At 31.4% G+C, this 24,730-nt stretch carries 28 protein-coding genes; 22 read left to right on the forward strand and 6 right to left on the reverse strand.

All coding sequences use genetic code 11. From position 1 onward, the window contains the following. Positions 1-65: 65 nt before the first annotated feature. The gene (locus B4H69_RS12820) at positions 66-959 is read right to left on the reverse strand and encodes a LysR family transcriptional regulator (protein ID WP_180906703.1); all 894 of its coding nucleotides are present in this window, start codon (positions 957-959) and stop codon (positions 66-68) included. Positions 960-965: 6 nt separating this feature from the next. Next, positions 966-1,994, reverse strand: a complete 1,029-nt coding sequence (gene glsA / locus B4H69_RS12825; protein ID WP_180906704.1) for a glutaminase A — start codon at positions 1,992-1,994, stop codon at positions 966-968. A gap of 98 nt (positions 1,995-2,092) precedes the next feature. Between glsA and B4H69_RS12830 the strand changes: the two genes are divergently transcribed. Continuing rightward, a complete protein-coding gene (locus tag B4H69_RS12830) occupies positions 2,093-3,109 on the forward strand; it encodes a YCF48-related protein (RefSeq protein ID WP_180906705.1) in 1,017 nt (338 codons plus the stop codon). Positions 3,110-3,354: 245 nt separating this feature from the next. Next, a complete protein-coding gene (locus B4H69_RS12835; RefSeq protein ID WP_125350069.1) occupies positions 3,355-3,771 on the forward strand; it encodes an OsmC family peroxiredoxin in 417 nt (138 codons plus the stop codon). A gap of 53 nt (positions 3,772-3,824) precedes the next feature. Here B4H69_RS12835 and B4H69_RS12840 read toward each other — a convergent pair whose 3' ends face one another. Beyond that, on the reverse strand, positions 3,825-5,675 hold the full coding sequence (locus B4H69_RS12840) for a CocE/NonD family hydrolase (protein ID WP_244958047.1): 1,851 nt from the start codon (positions 5,673-5,675) through the stop codon (positions 3,825-3,827). Positions 5,676-5,848: 173 nt separating this feature from the next. Here B4H69_RS12840 and B4H69_RS12845 point away from each other — a divergent pair, with 173 nt between their 5' ends. From B4H69_RS12845 to B4H69_RS12880, 8 genes are read left to right on the forward strand one after another with little or no spacing between them, the layout of a single operon-like run. After that, a complete protein-coding gene (locus B4H69_RS12845; RefSeq protein ID WP_180906706.1) occupies positions 5,849-6,295 on the forward strand; it encodes an SRPBCC domain-containing protein in 447 nt (148 codons plus the stop codon). A gap of 22 nt (positions 6,296-6,317) precedes the next feature. Then, positions 6,318-6,725 carry an SRPBCC family protein gene (locus B4H69_RS12850; protein WP_180906707.1) on the forward strand — a complete coding sequence of 136 codons (408 nt, stop codon included), beginning with the start codon at positions 6,318-6,320 and terminating at the stop codon, positions 6,723-6,725. Positions 6,726-6,737: 12 nt separating this feature from the next. Beyond that, positions 6,738-7,130 (forward strand): VOC family protein, encoded by a 393-nt coding sequence (locus B4H69_RS12855; protein WP_180906708.1) that lies wholly within the window; start codon positions 6,738-6,740, stop codon positions 7,128-7,130. Between the two features lie 3 nt (positions 7,131-7,133). After that, entirely contained in the window at positions 7,134-7,589 is a 456-nt protein-coding gene (locus B4H69_RS12860) for an SRPBCC domain-containing protein (protein WP_180906709.1), read from the forward strand. Then, positions 7,544-8,524, forward strand: a complete 981-nt coding sequence (locus tag B4H69_RS12865) for a DUF1801 domain-containing protein (protein WP_180906710.1) — start codon at positions 7,544-7,546, stop codon at positions 8,522-8,524. Before B4H69_RS12860 ends, B4H69_RS12865 begins: the two co-directional genes overlap by 46 nt. Continuing rightward, a complete protein-coding gene (locus B4H69_RS12870) occupies positions 8,524-8,988 on the forward strand; it encodes a DUF1801 domain-containing protein (RefSeq protein WP_180906711.1) in 465 nt (154 codons plus the stop codon). Before B4H69_RS12865 ends, B4H69_RS12870 begins: the two co-directional genes overlap by 1 nt. 3 nt (positions 8,989-8,991) lie before the next feature. Beyond that, on the forward strand, positions 8,992-9,648 hold the full coding sequence (locus B4H69_RS12875) for a DUF2461 domain-containing protein (protein WP_180906712.1): 657 nt from the start codon (positions 8,992-8,994) through the stop codon (positions 9,646-9,648). A 27-nt stretch (positions 9,649-9,675) separates the two neighbouring features. Continuing rightward, a complete protein-coding gene (locus B4H69_RS12880) occupies positions 9,676-10,122 on the forward strand; it encodes a VOC family protein (protein ID WP_135836490.1) in 447 nt (148 codons plus the stop codon). A 51-nt stretch (positions 10,123-10,173) separates the two neighbouring features. Here B4H69_RS12880 and B4H69_RS12885 read toward each other — a convergent pair whose 3' ends face one another. Further along, entirely contained in the window at positions 10,174-11,574 is a 1,401-nt protein-coding gene (locus B4H69_RS12885; protein WP_180906713.1) for an alkaline phosphatase, read from the reverse strand. A 64-nt stretch (positions 11,575-11,638) separates the two neighbouring features. Beyond that, entirely contained in the window at positions 11,639-12,220 is a 582-nt protein-coding gene (locus B4H69_RS12890) for a DUF6642 family protein (RefSeq protein ID WP_180906714.1), read from the reverse strand. A 107-nt stretch (positions 12,221-12,327) separates the two neighbouring features. Between B4H69_RS12890 and B4H69_RS12895 the strand changes: the two genes are divergently transcribed. From B4H69_RS12895 to B4H69_RS12905, 3 genes are all read left to right on the forward strand, one after another. Further along, the gene (locus B4H69_RS12895; RefSeq protein WP_180906715.1) at positions 12,328-12,981 is read left to right on the forward strand and encodes a class I SAM-dependent methyltransferase; all 654 of its coding nucleotides are present in this window, start codon (positions 12,328-12,330) and stop codon (positions 12,979-12,981) included. A 105-nt stretch (positions 12,982-13,086) separates the two neighbouring features. Then, on the forward strand, positions 13,087-14,853 hold the full coding sequence (locus tag B4H69_RS12900) for an AMP-dependent synthetase/ligase (RefSeq protein ID WP_180906716.1): 1,767 nt from the start codon (positions 13,087-13,089) through the stop codon (positions 14,851-14,853). Between the two features lie 130 nt (positions 14,854-14,983). After that, positions 14,984-16,759 carry an AMP-dependent synthetase/ligase gene (locus B4H69_RS12905; RefSeq protein WP_291094326.1) on the forward strand — a complete coding sequence of 592 codons (1,776 nt, stop codon included), beginning with the start codon at positions 14,984-14,986 and terminating at the stop codon, positions 16,757-16,759. Between the two features lie 36 nt (positions 16,760-16,795). Here B4H69_RS12905 and B4H69_RS12910 read toward each other — a convergent pair whose 3' ends face one another. Beyond that, positions 16,796-17,182: a hypothetical protein gene (locus B4H69_RS12910; RefSeq protein ID WP_180906718.1), complete on the reverse strand. Its 387-nt coding sequence runs from the start codon at positions 17,180-17,182 to the stop codon at positions 16,796-16,798. Positions 17,183-17,303: 121 nt separating this feature from the next. Here B4H69_RS12910 and B4H69_RS12915 point away from each other — a divergent pair, with 121 nt between their 5' ends. From B4H69_RS12915 to ygiD, 9 genes are all read left to right on the forward strand, one after another. Then, positions 17,304-19,067 (forward strand): AMP-dependent synthetase/ligase, encoded by a 1,764-nt coding sequence (locus B4H69_RS12915; protein WP_291094330.1) that lies wholly within the window; start codon positions 17,304-17,306, stop codon positions 19,065-19,067. A gap of 77 nt (positions 19,068-19,144) precedes the next feature. Then, on the forward strand, positions 19,145-19,615 hold the full coding sequence (locus tag B4H69_RS12920) for a hypothetical protein (RefSeq protein WP_291094333.1): 471 nt from the start codon (positions 19,145-19,147) through the stop codon (positions 19,613-19,615). A 46-nt stretch (positions 19,616-19,661) separates the two neighbouring features. After that, the gene (locus tag B4H69_RS12925) at positions 19,662-20,195 is read left to right on the forward strand and encodes an STM3941 family protein (protein WP_291094336.1); all 534 of its coding nucleotides are present in this window, start codon (positions 19,662-19,664) and stop codon (positions 20,193-20,195) included. Between the two features lie 27 nt (positions 20,196-20,222). Beyond that, a complete protein-coding gene (locus B4H69_RS12930; RefSeq protein WP_280045661.1) occupies positions 20,223-21,530 on the forward strand; it encodes a DEAD/DEAH box helicase in 1,308 nt (435 codons plus the stop codon). 13 nt (positions 21,531-21,543) lie between these two features. Next, a complete protein-coding gene (locus B4H69_RS12935; RefSeq protein ID WP_280045659.1) occupies positions 21,544-21,840 on the forward strand; it encodes a Dabb family protein in 297 nt (98 codons plus the stop codon). A gap of 180 nt (positions 21,841-22,020) precedes the next feature. Further along, positions 22,021-22,782: a type I methionyl aminopeptidase gene (gene map / locus B4H69_RS12940; protein WP_115000652.1), complete on the forward strand. Its 762-nt coding sequence runs from the start codon at positions 22,021-22,023 to the stop codon at positions 22,780-22,782. A gap of 6 nt (positions 22,783-22,788) precedes the next feature. Then, the gene (locus tag B4H69_RS12945) at positions 22,789-23,088 is read left to right on the forward strand and encodes a hypothetical protein (RefSeq protein WP_038331664.1); all 300 of its coding nucleotides are present in this window, start codon (positions 22,789-22,791) and stop codon (positions 23,086-23,088) included. A 212-nt stretch (positions 23,089-23,300) separates the two neighbouring features. Then, on the forward strand, positions 23,301-23,873 hold the full coding sequence (locus B4H69_RS12950; protein ID WP_291094341.1) for a YceI family protein: 573 nt from the start codon (positions 23,301-23,303) through the stop codon (positions 23,871-23,873). A gap of 27 nt (positions 23,874-23,900) precedes the next feature. After that, positions 23,901-24,719, forward strand: coding sequence for a 4,5-DOPA dioxygenase extradiol (gene ygiD, locus B4H69_RS12955; protein WP_291094344.1), 819 nt, complete (start codon positions 23,901-23,903; stop codon positions 24,717-24,719). Positions 24,720-24,730: the final 11 nt, after the last annotated feature.

Consider the following 24,730-nt stretch of genomic DNA (forward strand, 5'->3'; position numbering starts at 1 on the left):
TAATTTTATGGTACAAATTTCTTGTACTTATTATTCAAAAAGAAATGATAAAAAGTAATCTATTATTACTTTAAGTTATAACGATTACAGAAATCAATAAATAAATTCACCAATTTAGATTGTTCACCTTCTGGAATGATAAAATTGAAATTACGCTCTATTACAAGGTTTTTAATGTCAATTATGGTTAAAGTTTGATTTTTAAGTTCTTGTAAAATAGATTGAATCGATAAAAAAGCCAATGCATCAGAATGTAGTACATACGATTTTATACTTTCAGTACTTCCCAATTGAATTTCTATATTGAGCTCATTTAGCTTTATATTTTTCGATTTTAGAGCCAAATCAATAGTTTCTAAAGTTCCAGAACCAGGTTCCCGAAAAACCAACGGAATATTCTTTAAATCATCTAATTTGATATTGTTTTTAGTCGAAATAGAATGATTTTGACGAGAAACTAACACAATTTCATCTTTCATAAACGGAAAATAATGAAACGTTCTATTTTTGATTTGAGCTTCAATTAAACCGACATCAATTTTATGATCTGCTAATAAATCTTCAATTTTTTCCGAATTTTGAATCACCAAACTCAACTGAATTTCAGGAAATCTTTTTCGAAATTCTGCTAAAATAGGAGGTAACACATATTGCGCAATTGTAGTGCTCGCACCCAAACGCAAAGTTCCTTTTTGTTTTTCTTGCAATTGACCAATTTCAAATTCCATTTTTTGATAAACAGAAAAAATTTCTTCTGTATATTTTAATAGAATTTCGCCAGCTTTGGTCAATTTTATTTTCGTTCCATTTCTCTCGAATAACTTAATGTTAAGATTTAATTCGATTTCTTTAATATGTTTTGTAACAGCTGGTTGTGTTATATTTAATTCGTTTGCTGCTTTTGTGAAATTCAAGCGTTTAGCAACCGTATCAAAAACTTTTAATCTAAAATCGAACATAAAAAATTATTGAAATAAACTTAAATTGTATTGCTTTACCAAATCCAAAATCATGTGATAACCAGCCGCAGAATTTCCGTGTTTGTCGAGTGCAGGACTGAAAACGCCAATACCAATTTTGTTTGGAACGGAAACGGTAATTCCGCCACCAACGCCAGATTTGCTTGGTAATCCAACGGTGCGAGAATATTCGCCACTAAATTCGTACATTCCGGCAGTCAACATTTGAGATTGAATTAATTGTGAAACTTCCGCATTTTTATACGTTGTATCACCATCAAAACGTGTGCATTGATGAGCAAAGAAATAACCAATTTTAGCTAAATCTTCGGCAGTTACTTCGATAGAACATTGTTTGAAATAGTTGTTCAACTTTTCTTCATCACCTTCAATCAAGCCATTATTTTTCATCAAATAAAACATTCCACGATTTTTGTTTCCCGTTTCTTTTTCAGAATTATAAACCGATTTACTATAATCTATCGAATTATTTTTGGTGATGTAACGAACCATTTCAAGGATTTTTTTGAAAGGAATTTCACCTTCACCCTCAATCATAGAAGTTGTTAAAATCGCACCTGCATTCATCATCGGATTAAGAGGTTTTCCTGTCGTTTCAAGATTTGCGTAGTGATTAAATGGTTTATCCGTTCCGAAATAACCTATTTTAGAAAATACATTTTTCTCACCTTTTTCCGTAACAGCAATCATTAATGCAATGATTTTTGAGATACTTTGAATCGTAAATTTTTGGTTGACATCGCCAACATTTATCACTTTACCATTCTCATTAACTACAGAAAAAGTAATTTTATCTGCTTGCATTTTTCCTAATTCTGGAATATAATCGGCAACTTTTCCTTCTTTGTAAAAAGCTTTATTTTTCTCCAAAATATCGCTTAATGTTTTTTCATTAATCTGTAAGTTTTTCGAACTATTTTTTGACGTATTTTGTCCATAAACCGTATGATTGATTGGATTAAAACACGTTAAGGTAAGGCTTAATAGTAATGTTGAGAATGTATATCGTTTCATTTTATTTGATGTAAAACACAAACTTAAAAAATATTTGGTTGATTCGCCGAGATAAAATAGTTTTATATAAAATGTAGAATCTAAAATTTATAAAAAAAATGAAATATTTCGTCCTATTGTTATCGAGTTTGTCTTTTGCGCAAACCTATCAAGTGATTAATGAGGAAAATTCGTCTGTTAGTTACCGAGGTTTGGCGTTTCAGGATGCAAAAACGTTTATCGTTTCTGGCTCAAAAAATACAATTGGTAGAACGACAGATGGAGGAAAAACATTTAGTTGGATTAATCCGAAAGTTGTAGAGAATAGAGATTTTAGAGATGTAGAGGTTTTAGGAAAAGATAATTATTTGGCTTTAGGAATTGATTCTCCTGCTTATATTTTGCAGACGAAAGATGGCGGAAAATCGTGGAATAAATTGTATGAGAATAATGAAAAAGGTATTTTTTTAGATGTAATTTATGTGGATAAAACTTCGAAGAAAATTACTGTTTTAGGAGATCCAATGTCGCCAGATAAACCATTTGTATTAACGTCTTCGATTACTGATCCTACTAAATGGGAAGTTGCAAAATCGCTTCACGGTCAACCTTTGCGATTGAAAAATCCGAAAGAAGCTTTTTTTGCATCAAGTGGAAGTAATTTGTATGTAGATGGGAAGCAAACCTTGATTGTTACAGGAGGAGAGTTGTCGAATTTATACTATTATACGCCAAAAGGTGGACAAATGTATGCGTTGGAGAAAACGAAAAGTTCTACTTCTGGAATTAATGGAATGGCTTATGACGCGACAAATAATGTTGGATACTTGGTTGGTGGAGATTTTACAAAACCAGAAGATTCGAGCTATAATTTCTATAAATTTAAGTTGACAAATGGTAAAATTGATTTTCAAGATTCATGGAAATATCCAAAAGGATATAAATCTGGTGTAACAATTATTTCAAAAGATAAAGTCTTGGTTTGTGGTTATTCTGGAGTAGATTATTCTGCAGATGGAGGACATAATTGGACAACTATTACACAAGATAGTTACAATACGTGTACAGTTTCGCCAGATAAGAAATATGTGATTTTGGTGGGAAATAAAGGAAAGATTGGAAAAATTACGTTTTAAAAGTTTCTAAAATTAAAATTAGATTAGAAATTGATTTTCAATTTTATAAATACTAGTTTCTTTGTAAATTTGAATAACCTAATACAATTCATAGTAAAGGGTGGTTAGTAGTTTTTTTAGTAAAAGTTCAGATAAATTTTATCTGAACTTTTTTCGTTAAAATTATTCATAAAGTTGAGAATTAATTCCTCTAATGATTTCATAATTTTTAACTTTAATAAAATTCAATCTAAAAAATATTCAAAATGAAAAGAAGTGCAAAAGCAGTTTGGAATGGTTCGGTTACAGAAGGATCAGGAACACTAACCACACAAAGTACAGTATTAGATAATACACAATATTCGTTCAAAAGTCGATTTGAAGAAGGAGTAGGAACAAACCCAGAAGAACTTTTGGCAGCAGCTCATGCAGGTTGTTTTACAATGAAAACATCAGGTTTATTAGGAGAAGCAGGATATACAGCAGAAAAATTAGAAACCGATTGTAAAATTGTTTTTGAAGGAGGGAAAGTTGTTCGCTCAGAATTAAGTTTAACAGCAAAAATTCCTTCGATTACAGATGAAGAATTTCAGAAAATAGCAAAAGAAGCAGAAGAAACTTGTCCGATAAGTGTTTCATTTAGCTTCGAAAAAGTATTGGTTTCGGCAGTTTTAGTTGAATAAATTGTTGGGTCCAAAAATAAAAAATCCAACAAGTAATTTGTTGGATTTTTTTGTTATTTCAAAACTGGAATTTCGATATAAGAATCGTGATAAATTCGTTGTGTTTGTTTCAAGAAATCTTTCGCAGTTGTTTCGTAAACATTCATAAATTGTTGCGGATTACGGTCGGCTAAAGGAAACCATGTATTCTGAACTTGAATCATGATACGATGTCCTTTCTTGAAAGTATGTCCAACATCTGGCATAGAATACGTCACATTTGTTTTCTGATTAGGAACCATTGCTTCAGGTTTTTCAAAACTATTGCGGTACTTTCCTCGCATAATTTCGGCACGAATCAAATTTTGATATCCAGCCATCAATTTTCCATTATATTTTGGTGTGTCTTCAGGGAAAACATCAATCAATTTTACTACATAATCAGCATCTGTTCCCGTTGATGAAACAAATAGATGATTGATAATTGGACCTGTAATCGTCATATCTTCAGTTAAAATGTCGGTTTGATAAACCATAACATCAGGACGAGTTGACGCAAATCGTTGATCATCGACCATATATTCTCGCGGACGACTTTCTAAAACACCACCTTGATACGGAACTGGATTATTTGGATCTGCTACATATTCATCAAAACTTGCGTTATTAGTCTGTTGAAAAGATATTTTTCCGTTAGCTTGTAAATACATTTTCTGCGTTGTCACATTCTTTGGAGGCCAATTATCAAACTGTTTCCATTCATTAGAACCTGTGATAAAAATTTGCGCTTCTGTTGGTTTGAAATTTCCTTTGTCTTTTAAATAATAATTGAAAAAAGGTAACTCAATTTGTTGCTGATAATATTCTCCTGTTGGCGTTCCAAATTGCATATCACCAAATGTATCGGCTTTAGAGCGAACCCAACCACCATGAAACCAAGGTCCAGCTACCAAAATATTTGTTGCATTCGGATTTTGCTTTTCAATTGCTTTATAGGTTTCAAATGCACCATAAACATCTTCTGCATCAAAGAAACCACCAACCGTCATCACAGCAGGTTTCACATTGGTAAGATGTGGTAAAGGGTTTCGATCTTGCCAAAATTGATCATAATCAGGATGTGCAAACAAATCATTGTAGAATTTGATATTATCTTGGAAATATTTATCCTTCAATTCCTTTACAGATCCACCTTCCAAATAAAAACGGTAATTATCTTTGATTGGATATTCTAAAGATTTCGGACCTTTATCTGGTGTAATTGGTTGCGGACGTTTAACACCAAATGATGACATAAATTTGAAAGAATCATTTAGAAATAAAACACCATTGTGATGAAAATCGTCGCCTAAAAACCAATTCGTAACTGGTGCTTGTGGTGAAACAGCTTTCAGCGTTGGATGCGAATTAACCAAACTCATTGTCGAATAAAAACCAGGATAAGAAATTCCATAAATTCCAGCTTTTTGGTTGTAATTTTTCATGTTTTTTGCCAACCATTCCAACGTGTCGTACGTATCTGTACTTTCGTCTATTGCCTTTTTATTTTTCGTTTTATTAACTGGTCGTACATCTTCAAATTCACCCTCGCTCATCCATTTTCCTCTCACATCTTGGTATACGAATATAAATCCTTCGCGCATTTCTGCAGGGAAATTTCCAAGCGATTTTTTATACTCATTTGCTCCGTAAGGCGCCACTGTATAAGGCGTTCGATTAAGTAAAACAGGATATTTCTTGGTTTGATCTTTTGGCGTATAAATAGCTGTAAACAATTTCGTTCCATCTCGCATCGGAATCAATTGTTCGGTCTTTTCATAATGCTCTCTAACATAGGCAGAATCTGCTTTTGCATCTTGCGCATAGCTAATTCCACTCATCAAAATAAGACTAAGTAGAGTTGCTTTTTGAGTAAATTTTTTCACGTGTTTATCAATTTTACAATACTATAAATGTAAAAAACTTTTATTTTTTAAAAGTACAAATCGAATTATTTTCTATAAATGATTTCAATATCGATAAAGTTTTAATTATTTTTTATGAATTCGAAAATTCGAACACTTTTTTTGATTAAATTAGTTAGCCAAAATTAATTGAAATGAAGTTAACTGCAAAAGCAACAATTCAAATTCAGAAATCTAAAAATGAAGTTTTTGATGCGATTGTTAATCCAAATAAAATGAATCAATATTTTATTGCTTCTTCATCAGGAGCTATCGAAACTGGAAAAATTGTTGAATGGAAATTTCCTGAGTTTGATGATATTTTTCCTGTAATGGGAGGCGATTTAAAACAAGATGAATACATTTCTTTTGATTGGAGCGGTGGAGTTGATGATATGCTGGTGGAGATTTTTCTCGAAAAAGGAGAAAATGATTCGACAATTGTTAAAGTCATTGAACATGAAATGAATGATGATGAAGCTGGAATTAAGCAATTGATGGGACAAACAGAAGGTTGGGCGAATTTCTTGGCTTGTCTGAAAGCTTATCTCGAATACGGAATTAATTTGCGCAAAGGTGCTTTTGATTTTATGAAACCTTAAAAATCAACAAAAAACTATACGTATGATTACAATCGAAACAATAATAAATGCTCCAATAGATCAGGTTTGGAAAGCTTTTAATTCTCCTGAAGATATTGTAAAATGGAATCAAGCTTCTGATGATTGGCATTGTCCTAAAGCAGAAAATGATTTGCAAGTTGGTGGAAAATTAAACAGTACGATGGCTGCAAAAGATGGTAGTTTTCAATTCGAATTTGAAGCTAAATATGACGAAATCATTCCAAATAAATTTATTCGTTATTACATTGCAGATGGTCGCAAGGTTGAAATAAATTTTCATGAAGAGAATAATTTAACCAAAATCACAGAAAAATTTGAACCAGAAAGTCAAAATCCTACTGAAATGCAGACACAAGGTTGGCAAGCTATTTTGAATAGTTTCAAGAATTATGTTGAATCGAAAAGCTAAAAATAGTTGAAGATGGATGAAAATAAATCGAAAATTGGTCAAATGGTTTGGGCTGATTTAACTGTTGAAAATTCGACTGAATTAAAAGATTTTTACAAAGAAGTTGTTGGTTGGGAAGTCAAAAATGTTGCGATGAAAGATGATGAAGAGGAATACAATGATTATACAATGATGTCTTCTTCAGAAAATGCGGCTGGTGGAGTTTGTACGAAACGTGGCATGAATAAAGGAATTCCATCACAATGGATTATGTACATTAGTGTAGATAATGTTGCGGAAAGTTTGCAAAAAGCGTTGGAAATGGGAGGGAAATCTATTCATGAGATTAAAAATAAAGAAGGAAATCTTCAATTTGCAATTGTAGAAGATCCTGCTGGAGCTGTTTTTGGATTAGCAAATGCTTAAAATATGAAAAAAGTATCGTTTACAGAAGTTATTTATGCGCAGCCTAAGCATGTGCATAAAGTAATGATTGCACCAGATTCGTATAAAATTTGGACAACGCCGTTTAGTGAAACTTCAGATTTCAAAGGAGATTGGTCCGAAGGTTCTCATGTTTATTTCACTTATGAAACCGAAAAAGGTTCGGCTGCGATGATTGCTACAATAGATGAAAATATTGTAGGAAAATCAATCAAAATGCGTCATATCGGAAAGCTGAACGAAGATGGTCAAGAGATTTTTGATGGACCAGAAATTGATGTGTGGAAAAATACAGAAGAAACGTATAAATTGGAAGATGTAGAAGGTCATACACGATTAACTTGTTCGGTAGAAATAGATGATCAGGTTTTTCCAGAAACTCAAGTCAGAGAAATGTGGATAAATGCACTACGCAAGCTGAAAGAGATTTGCGAGGATTAATGATGATGACAAATAATTTTACAACTATTGATGAATATATTCTTGGGTTTGATCAAGCCAAACAAGATATTTTAGAAAACGTAAGAAAAATTATTCACGAAGCTGTACCACAAGCAACAGAAACGATTAATTATAAAATGCCCACTTTCCGATTGAATGGAAATGTAATTCATTTTGCGATGTTCAAAAATCATGTAGGAATTTATCCTGGAGCAGAAACAATCGAACATTTTCAAAATGATTTAACCGATTATAAAACATCAAAAGGAGCAATACAACTTCCTTTGGATAAGGCTTTACCAAAGAAGTTATTGAAGGAAATTGTGTTGTATAAAGTTAATTTGATGAAGAATCAAAAATCTGGAGAATGGACAAAATACAATGGTAATTGGGTTGAAGCGAATGAGAAAATTCAACAAGTTGTAAATGAAACAGAATTGGTAAAAGAGTTTAAATGGGGTGGAGATATTTATACGTTCAACAAGAAAAATGTGTTGGCATTTAGTGGTTTTAAAAATCATTTTGCGTTGTGGTTTCACAATGGCGTTTTCTTGAAAGATCAATACAAAGTTTTGGTGAACGCAAATGTGGAAAAAACGAAAGCTTTACGTCAATGGAGATTTAATTCTGCTGATGAAATTGATGTCGAAAAAGTAAGAGAATATGTCTTAGAAGCGATTCAATTGCTGAAAGATGGAAAGGAAATAAAGCCTCAAAAATCTGTACCAAAAGAAGTTAATGGAATTTTGAAAGAAACTCTAAATCAGGATGATAAATTATTTACTTCATTTAAAATTTTAAGTCCTGGAAAGCAAAAAGAATACATCGAATATATTGATGAAGCAAAACAAGAAAAAACGAAAATTTCTCGCATCGAAAAAATAAAACCTATGATTATGGAAGGCAAAGGTTTGAATGATAAATACCGAAAATAATGCAATACGAAGTCGCAAATTTAGAAGAATATTTAACGTCAATTCCTGTAGAAAGAAAAGAAGCTATTGAGAAATTAATTAAAATTTTGGCAGATAATTTACCCGTTGGTTTCGAGTTGCAGTTGAGCTATGGTCATCTTGGGTTTGTTGTGCCGCATTCACTTTATCCGAATGGTTATCATTGCGATCCGAAATCGCCGTTGCCGTTTATCAATATCGCTTCTCAAAAGAATTTTATTGCGTTATATCACATGGGAATTTATATGGACGACAAATTGCTGAATTGGTTTGTCGCCGAATATCCAAAATACTCGAAACGTAAATTAGATATGGGAAAAAGTTGTATTCGTTTCAAAAAAGTGGAGGATATTCCATTCGAATTAATCGGAGAATTAGCGCAAAGAATTACGCCACAACAATGGATAGAAAATTATGAAAAAGTACTACTTACTCGAAAAAAATAAATCATGTCACAAATCGTTAAATTTTTAAAAAAATTAGAAAAAAATAATAACCGCGAATGGTTTACGGAGCACAAAGTTGAATTTGATACGGCGAAAGCTGAAGCAGATTCAATTTTCAATGCGATTTACCAAGAATTAACTAAAAAGAAAGAATTAGAACCGCTCAAAATTTATAGAATTTACAGAGATGTTCGTTTTTCTCACGATAAAACTCCTTATAAAACTCATTTTTCTGCACAAACAGGTCGTAAAAAACCACTTAATAGAGGTGGATATTATTTTCATATTCAACCGAATCATAATTTTATTGGTGTTGGTTTTTGGGGACCAGAACGTGAAGATTTGCTTCGTATTAGAAAAGATATTGAAGTTTCGGATGAATTAGCAAAGATTTTGCAATCAAAAATGATTCAGAAAGAATTTGGAGAAATGCAAGGAGATGAAGTGAAATCTGCGCCAAAAGGATTTTCTAAAGATCATGAAAGAATTGAGTTGTTGCGTAAAAAGCAATATTTGTTTATTAAGAATTTTACAGATGAAGAAGTTTTAGCAAAAGATTTTCCACAAAAAGTAGCAAAATCAATTCAAGTTCTTCAACCATTTTTAGATTATATGACCGAGGTTTTAACAACCGATGAAAATGGTCAACCATTATATTAAAAAAATAATCACAAAAAATACAATATTATGGCTAAAGTACACGCTTACTTAAATTTTAACGGAGATTGCGAAAAGGCATTTCAGTTTTATGAAACTGTTTTTGAAACGCAAAATATTGGGATGTATAAAATGGGTGATATGCCGCCAAGTCCAGAATTTCAGATTCCAGATAGTGCAAAGGATAAAGTTTCGCATGTGGCATTGTTTATTAATGAAACAACAATGTTAATGGGTTCTGATATTATTGAAGAATTTGGACATCAATACAAAGCTGGAAATAACAATTACATTATGCTTGATGTCGATAATCCTGCAGAAGCGCATCAATTATATGATCGTCTTTCGGTAAATGCAAAATCATTAGAAATGCCTTTGGCAGAACAGTTTTTTGCTGAGCTTTATGCGTCTTTTATTGATCAATTTGGAACACCTTGGATGATTCATTTTGAAGGAAATAAAGCACATTCGATGTAATTATTAAGATAGATAAATAACAAAAACCTCTCAACTTTGAGAGGTTTTTGTTTATACATTTACATTTGTTGCTTGTAACATAAGTTGATGAAGATCTGTATTTTTTACAAATGGCTTTAACAAATCACTTCCAGGTCCATACATTGCCAATTCTACGTAATCGCCCGAGTGATCCATACTTATCCAACCAACATTGTTGCGTTTTTTCTGAATTTCAGAGAAAAATTTGAATGGAAGTTTTTTGAAATTATACAATCCTTCTTCTTTATCCAAACCTTTGTAAAAATCTAACATATGTTTTGCTTCATCATCTGTCAAACTAAAACCATTTGTTTCGACAATCCAATCTTTGATTTCTTGTAAGTTAAAATCTTCGTGAATTTCATTCAAAATATGTTCGTTGGTATATCTATAATTAACAATACTTTCAAAATTTTTGTTTACATCAGCTCCATAAATTGTTCCTGGATTTGCATTTCCGTGATCAGTTGTGATGATAACTAATGTATTTCCATCCTTTTCAGCAAAATCCATTACAGTTTTGATAGTTTCATCAAATGCAAGTTGATCATTAATTAATCCTGCAACATCATTCGCATGCGCTGCCCAATCTACTTTTCCCGCTTCTACTTGCAATACAAAACCATTTTGATGACTTTTCAAATTATCAATCGCAACCTTAGTCATTTCTGCAAGCGTAGGAATAGATTTATTTTTTGAGAGATTTTTATGGTCAATTGCATAAGGAATTGCTCCAGTATTGAAAATTCCCAATAAAGATATATTGTTTTGAGATTTTGCTAATTCTTCCTTTGTTTTCGCAATTTGATAACCTTTTTTCTTATAAACCGTATACAGATCTTTCTTGTCTTCTCTTTTGGCTGAATTAAAAAATTCGTCACCGCCACCTAATAAAACATCAATACCAATTTCGGCATATTTTTCAGCAATCTCTGGCTCAGCATTTCTACTAGCAGAATTCACACAAAAACCAGCAGGAGTTGCATGAGTAATCGTAACCGTTGTCACACAACCCGTTCTTTTACCAGCTTTTTTGAATTTTTGCCAAATCGGAACATGATTTTCTCCATTCGCACCAATGTTCAATACACCATTTTTTACACGAATTCCACCTCCAAAAGCAGAACTCGCAGCCGCAGAATCGGTAACAATAGAACTTGCAGAAGCAGTGTCCATCAAAGCTCTTTTTACTTTATTTTCTTCATAAAGATTAATCCAATTACCATTTTTTCCGTGTAATTGTTTGTTGTATAAATTAGCCATAGCAAGAGTCCCAGAACTCATTCCATCGCTTATCATAAAAATAATATTCTTTGTAGTATTTGTAGAAAGATTAGGTTTGATTTTATTTTGAGCAAATAAATCGAAAGGATTTAGAATTAAACCAGTAGAAACTAATGCCGATCCTCTAAGAAATTTACGTCTATCCATTTTATTGTTTTTGTAAATGAATAGATTATTTCTGAAAAGTATTTTAGCTTATTGTTAAATCTTATTAATGATACAATCTAAAACCTAATTTCAGGCATATATTGGCATGTTTATCAAACAACGCATGCACAAGCTCTTCTTCGTCATCAATTTCTTTCGCTAAACAAAAATAATATTGATCCAAAATTGTACTCAAAATTGGAGAAGGATTTACATACCCCGACAAAGCTTTTGCACCCGTCACATCAATAAAATATTGAAAACTTTCGTCTTCCAAATTTAAATTCATTGTATTCGCAAAATGAACAATTTTATCAGTTAATTTTCCTTGAAAGATCTCAGCAACTTCTTCTAAACTATAGTAATAATCATCAATTTGAATTTGATTTCCTTCGCCTTCAAAAACTAAATAAATGATTTTATAATCTCTAAAATATTTATCATGATAAAGAAGATTGGTCAAACTTTCCTCGAAGCCTTCAAAGCTATCAGTCGTTTTATAAACATTTGTAATCTGAAATTCTCGCGCCAAATGTTCCAAAAATTCCAATAATTGCGAATCATTTTGCTCTTCAATATCTGCTACAGATTCCAAACAAAACAGTTTGAAATCATCTTCGTCTTCAGTTCGTATAATATCTCTCATCTATTTTACTATTTTTCAAAGGTAAGATGTAATTTTTAAATGATTAAAATCACGCGTATAATGATTAATATTTATTAATTTAGAATTATTCTATATAAATAAATTAAATGAAAAATAATATTGATTTACAAAGCCTTGCGGAACAATTGAGTTGTCCAAATGGAGACGAAGGGATTGAAGTTGGTGAGCAAATGAGTGAAAGTAATTTTGGAATGACAAAAATGACAATAGATCATTTACAATTACAAAATCAAGAACAAATTTTAGAGTTAGGTCATGGAAATTGTAAGCATTTACCTTATGTATTGAATCAAGCACAAGGTTTAGAATATATTGGTTTAGAACTTTCACAGGTCATGAAAAATAGTGCTATCATGAACAATTCTGATTATTTGAATTCAAGTATTAGGTTTGAAATAATTATGGATGAAAGAATTCATTTTTATGAAAAACGATTTGATAAAATTTTTACGGTGAATACAATCTATTTTTGGAAAAATCCTAAACTTTTCTTGAGTGAAATTTATAGAGTCTTGAAATTCAACGGGAAATTTGCGCTTACTTTTGCTAAAAAGGAATTTATGGAAACATTGCCTTTCATTCAATTTGGCTTCAATTTGTACACAGAAGATGAAGTGATAAAACTATTGAAATCTGCTAAATTTTCGATTGAAGATACAAAAACATTTTCGGAAAGTGTGATTAGCAAAGCTGGCGAAAAAGTTGAAAGAGAGTATAGTATAATTATTGCAAAAAAGTAAAATGATTTTTATTGATAATAAACTTAATTTTTTTGAGAAAAGAATGAGCAAATAATTTCTAAAGTAGAAAGAATTAACAGAAATTTGTATCCTTATTTCAAGAATATGAAACAACCACAAAGAGTATTCGATTTACCTCGATTTCAAGAAAAAAATACACCTAACATTTCGATTTTTAATTACAAAGAAAAAGGAGAATGGAAGGGAATTTCGACAACAGATTTTATCATTCGAGTAAATAATATTTCGAAAGGTTTGATTGCAAATGGTGTTCAACCAAATGATAAAGTTGCGTTGATTAGCGAAAATCGTTTGGAATGGAATTTAGTAGATTTTGCAATTCAGCAAATTGGAGCTGTCGTTGTGGCAATTTATCCCAATATTTCGGGCAATGATTACGAATTTATCCTAAATGATGCCGAAATCAAACTTTGTTTTGTGAGCAATGATGCGTTGTATCAGCGATTATTAGGAATCAAAGATCGTATTCCAAATCTTGAACAAGTTTATACATTTAATACTTATCCGCATACACCAAATTGGATTGAGTTAATTTCGAAAGGAATTTCCATTTCTGATGAGGTTTTACAAACAAAGATGGACAATGTAAAATCTACTGATTTAGCAACTCTTATTTATACTTCTGGAACAACTGGAAATCCGAAAGGTGTGATGCTTTCTCACGAAAATTTATTAGCTGATGTTGATAGTTCCGAATATTCTTTTCCTGTAAAAGCGTATGATAAAGCGTTGTCTTTTTTACCTGCTTGTCATGCGTATGAACGCGTCTTTCAATATGTGTACATCAAAATGGGCTTACCAATTTATTTTGCGCAATCAATGGATACGATAGGGCAAGACATGAAAGAAGTTCAACCGCATATTTTTTCGGCTGTTCCACGTGTTTTAGAGAAAGTTTACGATAAAATCATGGCGACTGGAGAACAATTGACAGGAGTTAAAAGAGCTTTATTCTTTTGGGCAATTTCGTTAGGAGAACAGTATGATTTAGATGAATCGAAGCTTTCGGCTTGGTATAAATTTCAATTAAACATTGCTCGAAAATTAATTTTTTCGAAATGGAAAGCAGCGCTTGGTGGTAATGTAAAAGGAATTGCTTCGGGAAGTGCAACTTTACAAACTCGTTTATTAAAATTGTATTTAGCTGCCGGAATTCCAATTTACGAAGGTTATGGTTTAACAGAAGCTGGACCTTGTTTATCTGTAAATTGTATCAAACGTGGAATGAAAATAGGAACTGTAGGGATTCCTTTGATTGATATTGAAATTAAATTAGCTGAAGACGGAGAAATCTTAGCAAAAGGAAAAAATATCATGCAAGGATATTATAAAAATCCTGTAGCGACTGCTGAAGTTTTGAAAGATGGTTGGTTATATACGGGCGATATTGGCGAATGGGTTGATAATAAATTCTTAAAAATTATCGATCGTAAAAAAGAAATGTTCAAAACTTCTGGAGGAAAATATGTTGTTCCGCAACAAATTGAGAAAATTCTTTCAGAATCTAATTATGTCGAACAAATTATGGTTGTTGGAGAAGGACGAAAATTCCCAGCTGCTTTGGTTATTCCTTCATATGAAAACTGCATTGATTGGGCAAAAGCAAATGAATCTTCATTGATTAATTTACCTCGTGAAGAGTTTTTAACGCACCCAAAAATTTATGAATTGATAGGAAATGAAATCAACAAATTAAATGTCAATTTTGGAAATTGGGAAAAGATTAAAAAGTTCCATTTATTGCCTTATGAATTCACAATTGAAGCGGGAGAATTAACGCCAACTTTGAAAATGAAACGTAAAATCATTTCAGAAAAATATAAAAAAGAAATTGACGGAATTTATCAATAAAAACATCAATTTTTTAGAAAACAATGAAGCAAGATTTTTATTAATCTTGCTTTTTTCGTGAAATAAAACTGATTTATGAAAATTTTGCACCAAATTTGCACTCTTTTTTATAAAGTTTAGTATTTAGAAAATGAATAATCCTACACGAATTTTTGACTTAGCTTATCGTCAACAAGAACTTTATCCCAATCATAATATGTTTGCAAGTAAAATTGATGGCGAATGGAAGTTTACAAAACCAGCCGAATTTATTGAACAAACAAGAGAAATTTCTAAAGGTTTATTAGCTTTGGGAGTTAAACCTGGCGATCGAGTAGGACTTGTATGTGAAAGCCGCTATGAATGGCATGTGATTGATTTTGCAATTCAGCAAATTGGTGCTGTTGTAGTAGCGATTTATCCAAATATTACAGATTTTGAATATCAATTTATTTTCAATGATGCAGAAATACAATTGTGTATTGTAAGTACAAAAAATTTGTATGAAGGTATCAATAATATGTTTAGCACAATTTATAGTTTAGAATATGTTTTTGCGATTAATGAGTTCCCAGATTCTAGAAATTGGTCAGAATTAAAAGAAATTGGAAAAGAAATTACAGATGAATATGTAAATAATCTTAGTTCAATTGTCCGAAATTCAGATTTAGCAACTTTAATTTATACCTCTGGTACAACAGGAAAACCGAAAGGTGTAATGTTATCTCATAATAATTTGGTTTCGAATTTTATTGCGGCTAAAGAAATTGTCGTGTTAGAAGAAGGAACAAGAGGTTTGACTTTTTTACCGCCTTGTCATACATACGAAAGAACTGTAATTTATACCTATTTATATATTGGTGTAACGGTTTATTTTGCCGAAGGATTTGAAAAAATTGGTGATAATATCAATGAAGTAAAACCTCATATCATGACTGCTGTTCCTCGTGTGATGGAAAAAGTTTATGAGAAAATCCTGAAAACAGGTAGCGCTTTAACAGGAAAAAAGCGAAAAGTTTTTGATTGGGCGATTGAGATTGCTTCTCAATATGAACCTGATGCGAAGAAACGATCTTTGGTGTATAATGTGAAGTTAGCGTTAGCTCGAAAATTAGTTTTGAATAAATTTTATGAAGCGTTAGGAGGTAATTTCAAATACATTATTTCAGGAAGTGCTTCGTTGCAAGGTAAAATTGCGCGCGTTTTTATGGCGGCTGGATTACCATTTTTTGAAGGATATGGAATGACGGAAACATCGCCTTTAATTACCGTAAATAATCCGCACAAATTAGGTGTTCGCATCGGAACTGTGGGTTCGCCAATAAAAGATGTCAAAGTAAAATTAGCCGAAGATGGCGAAATTTTGGTTCAAGGCCCTAATGTGATGATGGGTTATTATAAAAATCAGAAAGCGACTGATGAGGTCATTATTGATGGATGGTTGCACACAGGTGATATTGGAGTTTGGGAAGAAGGAGAAGGTCATTTCTTGAAAATTATTGACCGTAAAAAGGAAATGTTTAAAATTTCTGGAGGGAAATATGTTGTTCCTCAACCAATCGAAACAAAGCTTGTCGAATCAAATTTTATTGAACAAGCAATGGTTGTTGGTGATGCGCAAAAATTTGCTTCAGCTTTTATTGTTCCGAATTATGTAAATCTGAAAGAATGGGCAAAAGAAAATGCACCTGAAATTAGTAATCTTTCTCGTGATAAATTTATAGCATCTACAGAAGTTCATAAAGTAATTAATCAAGAAGTTCGTAAAGCAAATCAGTTTTTTGGAAATTGGGAACAGATTAAGAAACCAGCAATTCTAACGCACGAATTTACGATTGAAGGTGAAGAATTAACTCCAACTTTAAAATTAAAACGTAAAGTTATTCTAAAGAAATATCAGAAAGAATTCGACGAAATTTATAAATAAAAAAGTCCCTCAATTCACCATGAATTGAGGGATTTTTTATGGATTCATTCTTCCATTAGAATATCCTCGAATCACAGTATAATTTAATTTTCTTATACTATCACTAAAAGAGGCGTTATCGGTATATAGAATAAAATCTACTTTTTCTTTGATATTTCCATGAGTTTCAAATTCATTATAAAGTGAATTAACTTGAAGTTTTCCTTTGTTCTTCTTTAAGAATAATTCAAAAAATGAATCATTTTCTCCTTTTGGAATAAAATAATTAGTTGGTAAATGTTTACAATCACAATTATCAGTGCTCAAATAATAGTGTCCAGAACATTGTAATTCATATAATTTAATATCTCCAATTTTATAAGACTTTTTAAAATCAGAGCTGCAAGAGTAAAATAATAAGAGAAATAAAATTAGATATTTCATAATTGTAATATTTATGACGAAAATAATTCTTTTTAAGTTGAAGATAAAATTTTTGAAAAACTCATCATTTTACGCTATTTTCGACGAATTCTTTTCAAAATTACAAAACTATAAGTGCGCTATGGAAGCAACCAGAATTTTTGATTTACCAAAACGTCAGCTGGAGAAGTTTCCTGATTTATCCATGTTTGTATCCAAACAAAATGGAGAATGGAAACCAATGAAAACCGCAACTTTTTTAGAACATGTTGATGCAATCTCAAAAGGATTGATCGCTTGTGGAGTTCAACCAGGTGAAAAAGTGGGATTAATCTCAGAAAATCGTGTCGAATGGAATATGATAGATTATGCTATACAACAAATCGGAGCTGTTGTGGTAGCGATTTATCCGAATATTTCTGACAACGATTACGAATATATTTTTAGCGATTCGGCTATAAAATTGTGTTTTACAAGTAATCTCGATTTGTACACGAGAATCAATCAACTCAAAACAAAATTACCTTCATTAGAACAATTATACTCAATTGATGAGTTTGAAAATACAGAAAGTTGGAATGTTTTAATCGAAAAAGGAAAAACAATTCAACAAGAAGAAATTGATAAACGTGCCGCAAATGTAAAACACGAAGATTTAGCTTTTTTAATCTATACATCAGGAACAACAGGAAATCCGAAAGGCGTAATGTTGTCGCACAAAAACATTATTGCAGATGTTATGGCATGCGAATATTCAACACCACTTGATCCTTACGATCGTGCTTTGACCTTTCTTCCAGCTTGTCATGCATATGAGCGAACAATTCAGTACTTGTATGTTTACATGGGAATTTCGATATATTTTGCAGAATCGATGGAGAAGATTGGCGATAATTTAAAAGAAATCAAACCGCATATGATTACGGCAGTTCCTCGTGTGATTGAAAAAGTGTATGAAAAAATCATGCAAACGGGAGCGCAATTATCAGGTTTTAAGAAATCTATTTTTGATTGGGCTGTAAAAATTGGCGATGAGTTTGTTTTAGAAGATGATAAGCGTTCTACATTTTATAATTTGAAATTAACAATTTCTCGAAAATTAGTTTTACACAAATGGTACGAAGGACTTGGAGGCGAATTAAAAGCAATTGTAACGGGAAGTGCAGCGATTCAACAACGAATTGTTCGCGTTTTTTTAGCCGCTGAAATTCCAATTTATGAAGGTTATGGATTGACAGAAGCTTCGCCAGTAATTGCGGTGAATTGTTTTCGTCGAGGGAAAAAGATTGGAACTGTTGGACCTCCATTGAAAGGTGTTGAAGTAAAATTGGCCGATGATGGTGAAATTTTAGTAAAAGGTGATATTGTGATGATGGGTTATCATAATTTACCAGAAAAAACTGCCGAAACAATAAAAGATGGTTGGCTATATACGGGCGATATTGGAGAATGGGTAGACAATAAATTCTTGAAAATTGTTGACCGTAAAAAAGAAATGTACAAAACTTCGGGAGGAAAATATATTGTTCCGCAACAAATTGAGATGAAAATGGTAGAATCGCCATTCATCGAGCAATTGATGGTTGTTGGAGAAGGAGAGAAGTTTCCTGGAGCTTTCGTGGTTCCGAGTTATACAAATCTCAAAAAATGGGCACAGTCAAATGCTCCAGAAATTGTAAATCTTCCTCATGATGAATTTCAGAAAAGTGATGTTGTCAAAAAGAAATTAGAAGAAGAAATTAATCAACTGAATACTAATTTTGGACATTGGGAGCAAATCAAAAAGATTGCAATTATTCCAAATGAAATGACTGTAGAAGGAGGAGAGTTGACGCCAACGTTAAAGTTTAAACGTAAAATAATTTTAGAAAAATATAAGAAACAATACCAAGAAATTTTTGGATAATTAGAAAGAGTCTCAGTTTTTGAGGCTCTTTTTTTTGTATATTTATTGAAACAAATTTATATATCTTATTTTGAATTATGGGAAAAGAAGATTTAAGACAACTAATAGTAGGTATTGTTATAACTGTTTTTTTAACAATAACAATTAATCAATTTTCTTTTTTAACAAATATCGAATTATTAAGAAATGTATCTAATTTAGGGACAGATGAAACTTTTACTAAACTTTCTTCGAAACAGAGTTTTCCTAGAGATATCTTCTATTATTTGTTATGGATTAAATTATCAACTTATTTAGGTTTATTTTTGGGTTTTCTTTTATTTGGTTTATTATTAATAAAGAAAAAAATAAGTTTAATAAATTTTGTTTTAATTATTCTATTGTCGTTTATTTTCTTGAAAATTTTAAAAACTTTTAATGGATATAATTTATTGTCATTTTTGAATTTTTCACATTTTAGTAATTTCTATTTTTTCCTAATAACTTCTATGTGTTTTGGTATTTTTACACTTTTAATATTTTATAGACTCAAAAGAGTTTATTCTTAAAAATAACTTAAATATTAAATCTTTATTTTTGTAAAAACAAAATCAGTTGAATTCAGTTAAAGTTTACGCAAAACAGACAAGCAATTGGGGATTATTATTTGGTAGTCTTTTATTTTTTGCTTGTTCAATTTATTTATTTTTAAATGCCAATCAAGTTAATTCTCCGCAAACTGCAAAAGTTTTAAGTGGAAGTTTATTTCTTCCAAGTTTACTATTTATCATAATTTCAATCAAAAAGTTGATGAAAAAACAATCGATTTTATTGATCGATAAAAAAGGAATCGTTTACAAACCTTCTGATGAATTGAATTATATTGAATGGGGAAAAATTCTGGAAATTGAAGAACTGAAATTACCTCGTCAGCGTGTCATCAATATAAAAGTTGTTGGTGCTGATGATTTTATCAATAATGAATCTCAAAAATTCTTACAAGCACGCATGAGATTTTGGAATAAAATGTATGGTGCTGTTGTTTCGTTTGATGCAAATACATTAGATAAAAATCACTTCGAAATCATGAATCTTTTTGATGAATTTATGGAAGATTATAAGATTTCTACAGCATCAAAAAATGATTAATTCGAAAGAATAGACTATTTTTGCAGCATGCAAATCGATTTACTTTATAAAAATTTGGGCATTAAAGATATGAATGCAATGCAACGTTCAGCATTCAAAATGTCCGAAAATCAACGAGATTTAATTCTATTATCACCAACAGGTTCTGGTAAAACATTGGCGTTTTTATTTCCGACTTTAAGAGATTTAAATCCAGATGTAAAAGGTGTTCAAACCTTAATTTTAGTTCCTGCTCGTGAGTTAGCTTTACAAATCGAAACAGTTTTCAAATCGATGAAATCTGATTATAAAGTAACGTGTTGTTATGGTGGACATAATACAAAAGTTGAGCAAAATACTTTGTTAGAAGCTCCAGCTGTGTTAATCGGAACTCCTGGACGTATTGCGTATCATTTACGTAACGAAAATTTTGATCCTTCAACTGTTCAGACTTTAATTTTAGATGAATTTGATAAAGCGTTAGAATTAGGTTTTCAAGAAGACATGAGTTTTATTGTTGAGCAACTTTCTGGCTTGAAACAACGTATTTTGACTTCTGCTACAGAAATGGAAAACATTCCAGAATTTGTTGGATTGAATGACGAAAAAATTGTGAGTTATCTAAAACAAATCGAGGTAAAACCAGATTTACATATGAAAGTGGTTAATACCATTTCAGAAGAAAAATTGGATACATTATTCAATTTGATTTGTAAAATTGGAAGCAAACGTATGTTGATTTTTTGTAATCACCGCGATGCTGTTGACCGTATAAGTAATTTGTTGCATGAAAAAGGAATTGCGCGCGAAAGTTTTCATGGAGGAATGGAACAAGACGAACGTGAACGTGCGTTACTGAAATTCAGAAATGATTCGGTTAGAGTTTTAATTACAACAGATTTGGCTGCGCGTGGTTTGGATATTCCAGAAGTAGATTCGATTATTCATTATCAATTACCTGCAAAAGAAGCTGCTTTTATTCACCGTAATGGACGTACAGCGCGTATGAATGCGAAAGGTTTTGTATATTTAATTATCAGTAATGAAGAACATTTTCCATTTGTAAATGAAAATTTACCGATCGAAAATTTAGGTGGAACATATAAAATTCCAGAACGTACACCTTACCAAACGATTTATATTTCTGCAGGAAAAAAAGACAAAGTCAATAAAGTTGATATTGTCGGATTTTTGTTCAAAAAAGGAGGTTTAGAGAAAAATGATGTCGGAATTATTGAGGTAAAAGATACCACTTCGTATGTTGCGATTAATCGTAAAAAAGTTCCAGATTTATTGAAAAAATTGAACGGTCAAAAAGTAAAAAATAAGAAAGTAAAAATGCAAATTGCATACTAAAAAATAGAATTTTATGTTAGCACACCACGTATTATTTTGGTTAAAAGATGACGCTACAGAAGCTGAAGTGAATACATTTCATCAAGCTTTGAAAGATTTAGAACCAATTGCTCCTTCAGTATTTTTTCATGTTGGAACACCTGCAAATATAGAAAGAGATGTTATCGACGCTTCGTATTCGTTTTCTTTGTTTGCGGCTTTCGAAACAATGGATCAATTTGAAACATATCAAAAACATCCACAACATATCGAGTTTTTGAATGGTCCAAATAAATTAGCAAAACGAGTATTAATCTATGATGCAGATTAATCATTATAAAAAATATAAGTTTAAATCCGTCATTTGACGGATTTTTTTATGGATAATAACTCAACAATATAATCTATTATACAATAATCACGAATTTCTATCAAAATAAGCGAATAATCGTTACAAATACACGTAAATTTGCAAATGATCCCTGAAAAGGAAATCAATAGAATTTAAGCAATGATTATAGAGACAGAAGAAGAGTTAATCGGAATGAAAAAAGTCAGCGAAGCTGTAGCCGTTACTCTTAAAGAGATGAAAGATTATGTAAAACCTGGAATGTCAACAAAAGAATTGGACGATTTCGGTGCAAAGATTATGCACAAATTTGGTTGTAAATCAGCTCCTTTCGAGACGTATCAATTTCCTGGTTATACTTGCTTAAGCGTGAATGAAGAAATTTGTCACGGAATTCCAAGAGCCGATAAAATCTTGAAAGACGGAGATGTTATTAATATTGATGTTTCTGGAGAATTAGGCGGTTTTTGGGCTGATAATGGAGGTTCTATTGTTGTTGGAGAAGATGTAAATGGTTATCAAAAAATTGTTGATGCATCTATTTCTGCACTTCAAAAAGCAATTGCGGCTGTAAAATCTGGAGTTAAAATCGCTGATATTGGTGGAATTATTGAAAAAGAAGCAAAAAAACATCATTATCATGTGATCGAGAATTTAACTGGTCATGGAGTTGGGCGTTCATTGCACGAAGAACCATTAGATTTGATGAATTTTAGAGATCCAGATGATAAACGTCGATTCCGTAAAAATTCAGTTATTGCGTTAGAAACTTTTATTTCTGAAAATTCTTACGAAGCAATTGAACAAGCTGATGGTTGGACAATGATAGGAAATGCGCCTGGCGTTTTTGCGCAACATGAACATACTGTTTTGGTTACTTCTGAAGGTCCTATGATTTTGACGCACATGAATGGTAATTGGTAAAATTATATGAAGAGAAACGAATATATTAAAGTAGACCGCGAAGTGGTCAAAAAAATGAGCGAAGATATTCAGGCTTATTTAACAGAAAATAAGTTGGAACGTGTAAAAACGAAGGATATGATGCCTTTCTTAATTGAAAAAGGATATTTTCCTCACGATCGTAAAAAAGGATATCCTTTACGTCAGATTTTAACAGATTTGAAAAAATCGGAAGAATTACATTTATTACCACAAGCATTTCCAGAATATTTGGAAGTCGAGAATAAAAAAACATCTACATACTGGTATTTTAGTCCAGTAAAATAATATTAAACACTTCTATTGAAGTGTTTTTTTATTGTTAACGAATTCAAAATCTTTACTTTTTGGAATATTAATTGATACAATTTGATTGTTTTTTAGTTGAAAAAATCAAGTTTTTTAATTTCTTATCTTATGTCAATGAAATCTCATTGAGGTCTGAGCTAAATTTGTACTATCAAAATAATTAATTAAAAACAATCAAATAATCATTCGTTATGAAAAAATTATTATTCACGTTAATGTTATCAGCAGCTTCAATGTCTGCATTCGCTCAAAATTATACAAATGATAAAGCGCATTCAAAGTTAGGTTTTTCTGTTTCTCACATGACAATTTCTGATGTTGAAGGACAATTCCAAAATTTTGATGTTCATTTAAACTTTACAAAAGAAGATTTAAGCGATGCAAAATTTCATGTAGTTGCAGATATTAATTCAATCAATACAGGAGTTGAAGCACGTGATAATCATTTGAAATCAGCAGATTTTTTCAATGCAGCAAAAAATTCAAAATTAGAATTCTCTTCAAAAGGAATTACACGTGTTAAAGGAAATCAATTTAAAATGATTGGTGATTTAACATTAAACGGAGTAACAAAACCAGTTGCGTTAAAATTAGTTTACAACGGAAGTATTAACAATAACGGAGTTAAAACTTACGGATTTACAGTAAAAGGAAATGTAAAAAGAAGTGATTTTAATATCGGTGGTAATTTCCCAGAAGCTGTTGTAGGTGATGTTGTTACCTTAACATCTAACTTAGAATTTTCAGCTCCAAAAGCTAAATAATAATAAATAAAATATACTATAAAAATCGTGGATTTCAATACGTTAAAATCAATTACTTCAAGTTTTTCTACAACTGATAAAATGCCAGTTTTATTTTTAGGACATGGCTCTCCGATGAATGCAATCGAAGAAAATATTTTTGTAGAAGGTTGGAAGAATATTGGAAAAACAATCCCAAAACCAAATGCAATTATTTGTATTTCGGCACATTGGGAAACGAAAGGAACTAAAGTTACGGCCTTAGAACAACCCAAAACGATTCACGATTTTTATGGTTTTCCACAAGCTTTATTCGATGTTGAATATCCAGCACCAGGAAGTCCTGAATTAGCAACAGAGGTCAAAAATTTAATTAAAACAACAGATGTCGATTTAGACAAAATGTGGGGATTTGACCACGGTTCTTGGAGTGTGATTAAATTTTTGTATCCAGAAGCTGATGTTCCGATGATAGAGCTGAGTTTGGATGTTTATAAAACGCCAAAACAGCATTACGAATTAGCGAAGGAATTAGACGCTTTGCGTAGTAAAGGTGTATTAATAGTAGGAAGTGGGAATGTTGTACACAATTTGAGAGCGTTAAATTGGAATGAGCCAAATGCTGGTTACGATTGGGCTTACGAAGTGAATGATACATTCAAGAATATTGTTCAAACAGGTAATCACGACGAATTGTTCAATTTTGTACAAAAAGGTAGCGCATTTAATCTTGCTGTACCATCTATGGAACATTATTTGCCATCTATTTACGCTTTAGCATTACAAGGAAAAGAAGAGGAAGTAACACTTTTTAATGACAAATTAATTTATGGATCATTAGGAATGTTATCATTCAAAATAGGATAAATAAATCAATT

Source organism: Empedobacter sp. UBA6745, from assembly GCF_002453775.1.
Classification (GTDB): domain Bacteria; phylum Bacteroidota; class Bacteroidia; order Flavobacteriales; family Weeksellaceae; genus Empedobacter; species Empedobacter falsenii_C.